Here is a 9,170-nt window from a genome sequence, read left to right on the forward strand (position 1 = left end):
AATGGTCATCCGCGCATCGAAGCGGAACAGGCTGCCGTCCGAGGCGATCTTCTCGTATTCGTCCCCTGCCCGGTCGATCCGCAGCACACTGCCGTCCAGATCATCCAGGGTGAACTTCAGCTTCGCCCAGGCCGGGGTGAACTGCCAGGCATTACGCTCGTAATTCCGCGACCACGACACCATCCCGCCCGGCACTTTAACGGATAGATCCACCACCGACGTGCGGTAGCTGCCGTCGGTGGGATCGACCGCGGCGTGAGTCGGTGTGCTAAGCGTGAGCAGGAGCAGACTTAGCAGGAGGGTTAGACGGGACATGGTGAATCCTTGAAGTGTTTCTGCGCTTGGCTGGGCTGGGGCGCGTTGGATTGGTGTGGTGGGGTGGCTGACGGGTACTCCCCCTCTCCCCAACCCCTCTCCCACCGGGGGAGAGGGGCTCAGTGAAGCATGGTGGTTAGCCGCCGCTCAGGACAGGAGGAGGATTGGGGCCACCGCCGCCGCCCCAGGAGGGGCCGCCTCCTCCTCCGCCGCCGGCGCCACCCCCGCCGCCGCCAGCACCAAAGCCACCGCCTTCACCACAGTCGTCGCAAGGCGGAGCGCAGGCATCGCCTGTCAGAACGCTGATCGGGCCGCCTGCCGCACGACAGGCTCCGCCACGCGGCATGTAGGGCGGCCATGATTCGCAGGCACCGCCTGGAGCGGCTGGTCCACCACCGACTTCACCGCCACCAGAGCCGCCGCTAGAGCCGCCGCAGCCGCTGCCAACCAGACGCGACAAGGTGAAGGTATTGGCGGTGCTGCGTTGTGTGCCGTTGGCGCAGTCGTATGCGCCACCGATGCCGATGGTCATGTAATACGAAGCGCAAACGCCACCGCCACCAGCGTCGCCCGACGTAGGCGGCCAGGGCTGCAGAGCAATCAGTCGGAACGGCATGCGAATGGTCTGCTTGGCGCGGATGACCGAGGGCAATTCACTGAGGAACTCCATGCGGAAGAAGGCATCCTGGGTGGGCAGGAGCAATTGCATTTCCTGCGCCTGGATCAGGCCCTCGTTCTTGATGGTGAATTCGCCCTGGAACACATCGCCCGGCGACAGCTGCGGGATGGTCATCGCGGCCGGCGATACCACCAGCACCGGAGCCGGTACATTGGTTTCGAAGATAGCCCGCAGCACGATCTCGTAGGAATCGCGAATCGTGGTCTCGGTGACCGACCACTCCACCGTAACGAGGTTGTAGTCAAGGAAGGCTTCCTCGGCCAGGGTCACGCCCGGACGGATCGTGATACGGCCAGTCCCCTCCTCGTGATTGGGTGCGGTGATTCGGTAGGTGTAACGGCCGGCGGTGATGTCCTGGAAGCGGAACTCGCCATTGCTGTCGGTGCGGCCGGTGTATTCCAGCGTGGTGACCGCCTCGTTGCGCAGGCGAATGGCGGCACCGGCCAAGCCAGGCACCGGCAATCCATTGCTGCCAATGGTGGCTGTGTAAATGTCCGACACATGGAACAGCGCACCACCTACGCCTGATTCGGTTACCGTGATGGCAATCTCGAAACCGCGCTCTTCCAGATTGTCACCGACGACCGACAACACGTAACGATAGATTCCATCGCTAAGATCACTCGGCGGCGTGATGATGACAGGAACATTGCGCTTGGCGCCCACGGCCAGATTGCCAAGAGCGCTACCGGCCCCCAATTGCAGCCAGGCCGGCGCAGGCTGGCCCTGGAAATCCTTCAGGGCCAACGTCAGATTGGTCAGAGCGACAAAGCCGTTGTTCTCCAGGCTGAAGTTCTCGGTCATCGACTGGCCACGTGCAAGCCCGGTGTTCATTACTTGCGGGGTGGCGGTAAGACGCGGATTAGCAGTCGAGAACAGATAGCTGACCGGAATCTTGGCGAGCGGCAATAACCCACTCTCGTCGGCCACCACGCGCAAGATCAAGGTACCCGAGCCCGGCACGCTTTCATTCGCCAGCAGGCTGAACTTCAGCTCAGCACTCTGGTTGGGGCCCAGACTGGCGCGGCTGTTCAGGGACTGGAAGCTGAGGCCAGTCGGCAGGCTGCCGCCGGTCTGGTCTTCTGCTTCCAATGCCAGGCGAACATTGCTGAGCTGGGTGGCTGCACCGGCCCGTACGGTGAACCCATAACTCAAGGTTTGACCGTAGGCAGCACGCCACTGTGTGCCGCTGGGCGAAACCGAAACCTTCTGGATGGTGAATTCGCCCATGGCCGGTCGATCGAGAATCTGCGGATGGATCAGCGAGATCTGATAGCGGCCTGATTCGGTAGCCAGCGGTGTGTAGTCGTGTGAAACACTGCCGTCGGCGGCCGATATCAGATCCACCACACGCTCGAAGCCGTTGACGCGCAACACCAGCTTGAGCGGCACGTTGGCCAATGTCGCCCCACTGGTGCGGTCCTTGGCCAGGCCGCGAATAGCGATACTCTGATCACCAAAGCTGTTCTGCGGGGTGACATTGGTCAGTTCGCCCAGATAGGAGGTATCCACCAGGCTCACCTCGCGTCGACTCTTAACACCCGGCATGGTCAATGCATTGGCGCGGCCAAAGGCATGGCGCAGGCTATCCAGCTCGAACTCTACGAACAGGCGATCCGGCGCGGTCGGCGGCACAGTGATGCTTTGCCAGGCAGTCGCGATGCGGCCGCCGGCTGCGATGCGCGCCACGGTACGGCCGTTCGGCAGGGTCACCACATCAACGCCGCTGACCTGATGGAAGGCCTGCACCGCCAGCACATTGCCCTCGTCATCGATCAGTTTGATGCGTGCATCGGCACTGGGCTGCGAACTGCTGTTGGCGCTGATCCACTCGATTTCGGCATCACCCGGGTTTTCCATTTCGATGCGCACCCGACCAGCACCGCCACGGGTGAATTCCTCGGTCACCAGGCTGGTCACCACACCGCCGTCACCCACTGCCATTGAGCCGCTGTCGATGAGATCGACCTGCTCACCCGAGTTGGGCGCAAGGCGCAGCACGCTGCGGAAGCTGGCCAGATTGCCCAGTTCGGCATAACCCGGAATCACCACTCGAACCTGTCGCTCAGAGTTGCCAGCAAGATCGAACGGATCGGACACGTGCAGCTTTCCGTTCAGCTCAACACGCAGTTCCAGCGCAGCCAGATCGGTACTGCCGCTGTTGGCCACGTCGAACACGATGCCGTTCATCAAGCCGCGACGCAGCACTTGCTGACTGGCCAGCGCGACCTCGACCGATGGCATCAGCAAGCTGCGTGGCAGCGCCTCGGCACCGGTATCGTCGATCGCGGTCACGCGATAGCTGCGCTCTCCCCGCTCGTAGGCGTTATCGGCAAAGCTGAGAACGTCGCGAGCGGCATTGCTCAGCAGCCGGAAACTCTGTCCCTGGCTGATCGAGTCGAGGTGGTAGCCGCTGATCGTGGCACTCGGGTGGCTCCAGCGAACCTGCGGGGCCTGACCTAGCTCCTTGCTGATCGACAGGCTGGCCACCGGCAACAGTTGCGCGTTCAGATACACCGAATTGGACGGCACCGATTCGTTGCCGGCGCGGTCGCGGGCGGTAACCACATAGGTGCGCAGCGTGGTCGAGGGCTGGCCGTCGACCTCATGGGCCTGACCGATCAGATCGCGAATCGGTGTCAGGCCGCCGACATCAAGCAGTGGATCCTGAGCGGAACGATACAGCCGATAGTAGGCATGGTTGTCGCCCGGCAGATCGCGAACAATCTCATCCCATTCAGCCACCACACCGCTGCCGGTCAGTCGCAGACGGAGGTTCTGCGGCACAGCCGGCGGCAGACGATCGGTGCGAACGTTGGCCGAATCCGAAACTCCACTGACTGATTCCTGGTTGTTGCCGGTGCGGATGCTGGCCACGGCATAGACGTAATCGGCGTCCTCCGGCGGCAGATCGGCATGGGTGAGTTCGCCAGCTGCACTGCGGCCAATGGGCAGCATCTCGGTTTCGTTGGCGCGACGGCGCCAGATCTCATAACCAGAAGCTCCTTCGACTGCATCCCACTTGAGTTCGGCCCGACCGCCGGATACTGCCTTGGCGCTGAAGCCGCGCGGGGCCGGCAGCGGCGGCAGATTGCCGCGATAGACCTGGAAGCTGTTCGGTACTTCGATATCCGGGCTGGCGTTGCCCAGCTCGTCGGTAGCGACAAATTGGAACGACAGCGACTCGGGGCCGGAGGCACCGGCATCGTTGGGCAGCGTAAGGCTGGCCTGCCAGCGCTTGTCACCGCTGACGAGCACCGAGCTGACACTGGTCCATTCCCGACCAACGCCTGACAGCTTGTAGCGGACCACCGGCAATGCATTGTCGGCCGGCATCTCGTCGGCTTCGAAGGTCGCGGTGATCTGCGACTGCACATCCGCCCGTACCGGCTCGCCCGGCTCGATGGTCAGCGATGTGACACGCGGGCCATCGGTATCCAGAATCAAGCTGGCGCCGCTGCGGACGGTGGTTCCGCGATTGCCAACGGCATCGCGCGCCGAGAACACGGCGTATGCCGTGCCGGTCTTGGCGTATTCGCCGACTGTGAAGCTGCCGCTGTACTCGGTGGCACTGGTGGCCAACAAGGTGACGCCGAGCGGCACGCCGCCATCGGGGGTGATGGTAAGGAACGGCGTGGTCAGCAAAGGCTCGCTGACCAGCAAGCGCACCTGCACTGCCCCTGGCGCGACGCGCAAGGGATTCTCAAGGAACTCCCCTTGCGGCACGTACTCAAGGCTGATGGCCTCCGGCGCTGTGCGATCCGACACCGCATCCATCTGCGCGCTCGGCGCCGACGTGGTACCTGCGGCGTTGCGCGAGACCACACGGTAGTAATAGCGACGATCGGTTGGCGGCAGGTCATCAAAGCGGGTCGCTGAGACCGCATTGCCATTCAACTTGCTGGCCGAGGCCGTGCTGTCGAACGGCGCGGTTGAACGGTACACGTCATAACCATTGACGCCGCCCTGGCTGACTGCGGACCAGCTCAGCGAGATTACGCCCGCTTCCTTGGCAACAGCCGACACCGAAGTTGGTGCCGGTGGCACACTGGAATCGCGGGTAACGCCACGGGCAGCGCTCGCCGGGCCCGCCCGGCCACGGTTGTTGCGCGCCACCGCGGTGATGACGTTTTCGCCTTCATCCAGAACCACGCTGCTGGAATAGTTCCCTGCAGCATCGACTGGCACCGCAGTGAACGGCTGACCATTCACCGTGACCACGACATCGGCGCGCTTGGCCGCCAACCCCTTAACCAGCAGCTCAGCCTGATTGGTCAGCAAGCCATGCGCCGGACTGGTGATGGTCGGCGCCGGCGGGGCTTCGAGCTGGATGTTCAGCGTGCGTGAAATCTCGGCCGGGTTGCCCAAGGTGTCGATGACGCGGACTGTGAGCACGACTTGTCCATCGACTTCGTCTTCCAAGCTCCATGCGGTACTGAGATTGCTGCCGGTCACCGTTCGATTCAGCGCACCGCTGCCGCTGATGAACTCGGCACGCGCCACACCATTCAGATCGGTCGCAGTGACGCGCAAGTCACCGGAGCGGGTCAGGCTCATGCCATCGCTGAGGGGTGCGCCGTCGAAAGTCAGCCCGGTGATTTCGGGAGGCTGAACATCGGATTGCGGCGTGCCCGGCACCGAAGCCACCGCCGGGTTCTGCGCATTGCTGATGTTCACTGCGGTGACTGCAAAGTGGTAGGTGCTGCCGTTCTGCAGCCCGCCAATCGAATGGCTGGTGCCGGATGTCTGGGCGATTGGCGTCATGCCGCTCACCGAGCTGATCGGCGAACTGGATTGGTAGACCTGATAGCGAAGCAAGAGGTGGCCCGGGGTCGTTGCCGTCCAGCTCAGATCGATTCGTGCGTCCTTAGAGTCCGCCCGCAGACCGACGGGATTGCTCAACCAGGTGGCTGCTGCAACGTTTGGCGCGCTGCTTTCGTTGCCATAGGCATCGAAGGCGACGACCTTCACCGAGTAGCCGGTGGCGCTGCTCAGTCCCGCAAGATTGGCCGCAAGTTCGTCGACGGATGTCGTCGCGCGAGCAGTACCGTCGAGATAGACGCGATAGCCAGCGAGATCGCCAGCACTATTGCTCACAGCGTTCCACTGCACCTGCAGGCTGGAAGCACCCGAGGTGATGCGGACATTGGTCGGCGTTGCTGGAGCCACTCGATCCATCGGGATCAGCGATTTGACAGTGAAGCTGCTGGACAAGCCGGAGCGATCGCGGGCGACCACAGTAACGAATTGTTCGACACTGGGAGTGAGGCCCGTAATGGCGTGTGTGCGGGTGCCGGTGGGTAAGGTTGCGATGAGCGTCGCCGTGCCGAGATCGATAAACCCGCTGTCGCTGCGGTAGATCAGGAAGGCATCGATATCGCCTCCGCTGGCCGCCTCGTTGTAGCCGGTCCAATCGACGGTGATGCTGCGACCATCGTTCGCTCCGGTGAGGACAAAGCTGACCTCGGCCGGTGGCGTGTTGTCGTAGATCGTCTCCACGTTCACGTTGCTACTGCGGTTGCCGGCGCAATCGCGGGCTTGAATGGCAAAGGTGTTACGACCGGACACGAGAGCGACCTGCTTTGACCAGGCGGCGTTGGCCGAGCTTGGCACGGCCAGCTCGCCATTGATGTAGATCGCTGTATTGGGTTCGCGGGTGCCTTGGATCACCACCAAGTCATTCGCGGTACTGGCCGGCAACGGATTAACACTTGGAGCGGACGGCGCGGTCGCATCGTAGGTAAACATGCCGGTGAACGGCAGTGACTGCACGCCATTCACGTCCTTGAGGGTGGCGGTGACCGTGTAGCTGCCTTCGGCGAAGCCGGTGTCCGGAACGAATCGTGCTTGATTCGCGCTGCCCTGCCACTGACCGCTCACGGCCACCGAGTTGCGCGACACGCCATACACCGAGGTCGCGTGGTCGATATCAGCCGCGGCGCGGTACAGGCTGAGTATGATGTCGGCTGGCGGGTTGGCACTGCAGGAGCCTGCCGCCGGCACCATGCCGGTGACCGCTGGATTGTCGGAGGCGTAGAAGTAGGTAATCCGCAGGATGTTCGACACATTGCCGGCCGCATCCACCGAGACCAGATCCCAGTCAGACGCACCTTGGGGCAGGGTCAGGTTGACGACGACCGGCGCGTCGCCCGCGGGTGCATACGGCAGCTCGTTGATCCACAGCTCGGTGCCAGGCTCACGCTCGACAATGAAGGTGGCACGGTCGCCATAGGTGATGTTGTAGGCCGGTGCCACCTGCACCGAAACCGCGATGGGTGCAACCGGGGCCGTGCTGTCGACACTGAAGCGGCCAACATACACATCATCTCCGACTTCCCCGGCGCTGCCGTCTTGATCCTGGTCAAACGACTGGCCATCCAGCGCGCGGAACTCCGGCCGCACGGTGACGGTGTACAGGCCTTCTGCCACCAGGGGCTCGCTGAGGTCGATGGCCAATGTGCCGTCGGTCACCCGGGTCAATCCGCCGATACTGATAGCACTCGGGCCATCGATCGTGATCGCCGACGGCTCCAGACTTGCTTCATCGATAGGGCGCGTTGCGTGCAACAGGATGCGTGTAACCGGTTCATTGGCTGCGGGATGGGCCTCAATCGAGACGAACCGCGGTGCATCAAGCTGACCGACCACATGCACGCTGCCATCTTCACCGTTGTAGGTCGCACTTCCACCCGTGCCACCACGTGCCAAGGCATTGCTGACCAGCGGGAAACCATTGCTGGCGCCGTACTCGATCGCGATCCGGCCGCCACCGCCGCCGCTGGCACCATTGCCACCGTGCGCCTGCAATTGGCCCTGGCCGCGCAGCGAACCGGCAGTAAGCCACAGTGAGCCGCCGCTTGCGCCGCCGTAGTATTGGTTGGCGCTTTGACCGTTGGCGAGCAACTGGCCGTCGAGCAACAGCTCGTCCACCGTGAGTCGCAGTCGACCACCGCCACGGGTTTGGTTGGCACCGCCGCCGACACCGAAGTCGACCGGCTGTGCAGCCAAACCAAACACGGCGTTTGATGCTCGACCACCGCGTCCACCGTAGGAACCGCCAGCCGCGGCTTCGGTAACTCCGGCGGGCGTGCGAAGTCCCAGGCCATTGGTGTCGATCGCGGAGTTTGTCGACAGCGAAATTCGACGCGTGCTCAGAGAAATGCCGCCCGCGGTACCCACAGGCAGCCGATGGATTAGCTTGGCGCCGGCCTGCAGCTCGACCTCATCGAAATCCTGTTGCGCGCCCTGGGTAAACGTCCAGCCAAATACGCGCAAGGCGTTGTCAGGCAGGTTGAGACCACCCTCGCTGTACCACTCGGCCCCATAGCCGGAGATTCCACCGGTGGTGATGGGCGCGACTTGCTCGATCAGGGCGTTGCCGATCGCCACCGAAATGGGTTGCTGCTCGGTCAGCATTCGCACCCGGGCCCGGTCGATGACCAGGAATTCGCTTAGCGTCTCACTGAGCTCGGTGACCGCTGCATCCTTGCCGGTCGCACCGTTATCGATGCGCACCAACCCGGTCGCCTGCGCCTTATCACGCAGGTACACCGTGCCGGCGCCGCCGCGGCGGTACGGCTCCGCGTGCACCGTCGTACCACCCAACGCTTTAACCTGCGCCAACAGGTCGATGCCGTCCAGCGCACTGTAGTACACGGCAATGCGACCACCACCGCCGCCTGAAAGCAGATACTGATCCGACGTCGGGAATGAACGGTCTCCGCCCTGCGCACGCACCAGGCCAGTGCCGCGCAACGTACCCGCATCCAACCAGATCGAGCCGCCGCTTCCGGAACCACGATAGTAGCCCGGCAAGCTGATGCTGCCGTCCGCCAGAATCGAACCGTCGAGCTGAAGGGTGCCGCTGACTGTCAGCTTGACTGCACCGCCGCCGCGAGGAGGACTGTGTCCGGGACCACCACCACCGCCAGCGCCCAACTCCGTTGGCTGACGAATCGAACCGTATCCGGCATTGGTCGTGTCGGTGGTTCCGTGGAGCCCACCGCGGCCGCCATGCGAGCCACCGATGTAACCACTGGCTCCACTCAGGTAGGTTCGGCCCTTGCCGCTGACATCAATCTTTGAAGTCGCATCGACGGTCAGAGTCTCAACGGTCAGGTCGACCTTGGGGCCGGTTGACGTCGTTGTGGCGGTCACATCGTGAGTGACCACTCCA

General features: G+C 63.2%; 2 protein-coding genes. Both read right to left on the reverse strand.

The annotated features are described in order from the left end of the window. A partial coding sequence (locus IFO71_RS20855; RefSeq protein WP_192031621.1) for a hypothetical protein occupies nucleotides 1-315 on the reverse strand: 315 nt, incomplete at its 3' end. 136 nt (nucleotides 316-451) lie between these two features. After that, nucleotides 452-9,151 carry a fibronectin type III domain-containing protein gene (locus IFO71_RS22565; RefSeq protein WP_332309430.1) on the reverse strand — a complete coding sequence of 2,900 codons (8,700 nt, stop codon included), beginning with the start codon at nucleotides 9,149-9,151 and terminating at the stop codon, nucleotides 452-454. Between the last annotated feature and the right edge of the window lie 19 nt (nucleotides 9,152-9,170).

Source organism: Pseudomarimonas arenosa (assembly GCF_014841215.1).
Taxonomy (GTDB): domain Bacteria; phylum Pseudomonadota; class Gammaproteobacteria; order Xanthomonadales; family Xanthomonadaceae; genus Pseudomarimonas; species Pseudomarimonas arenosa.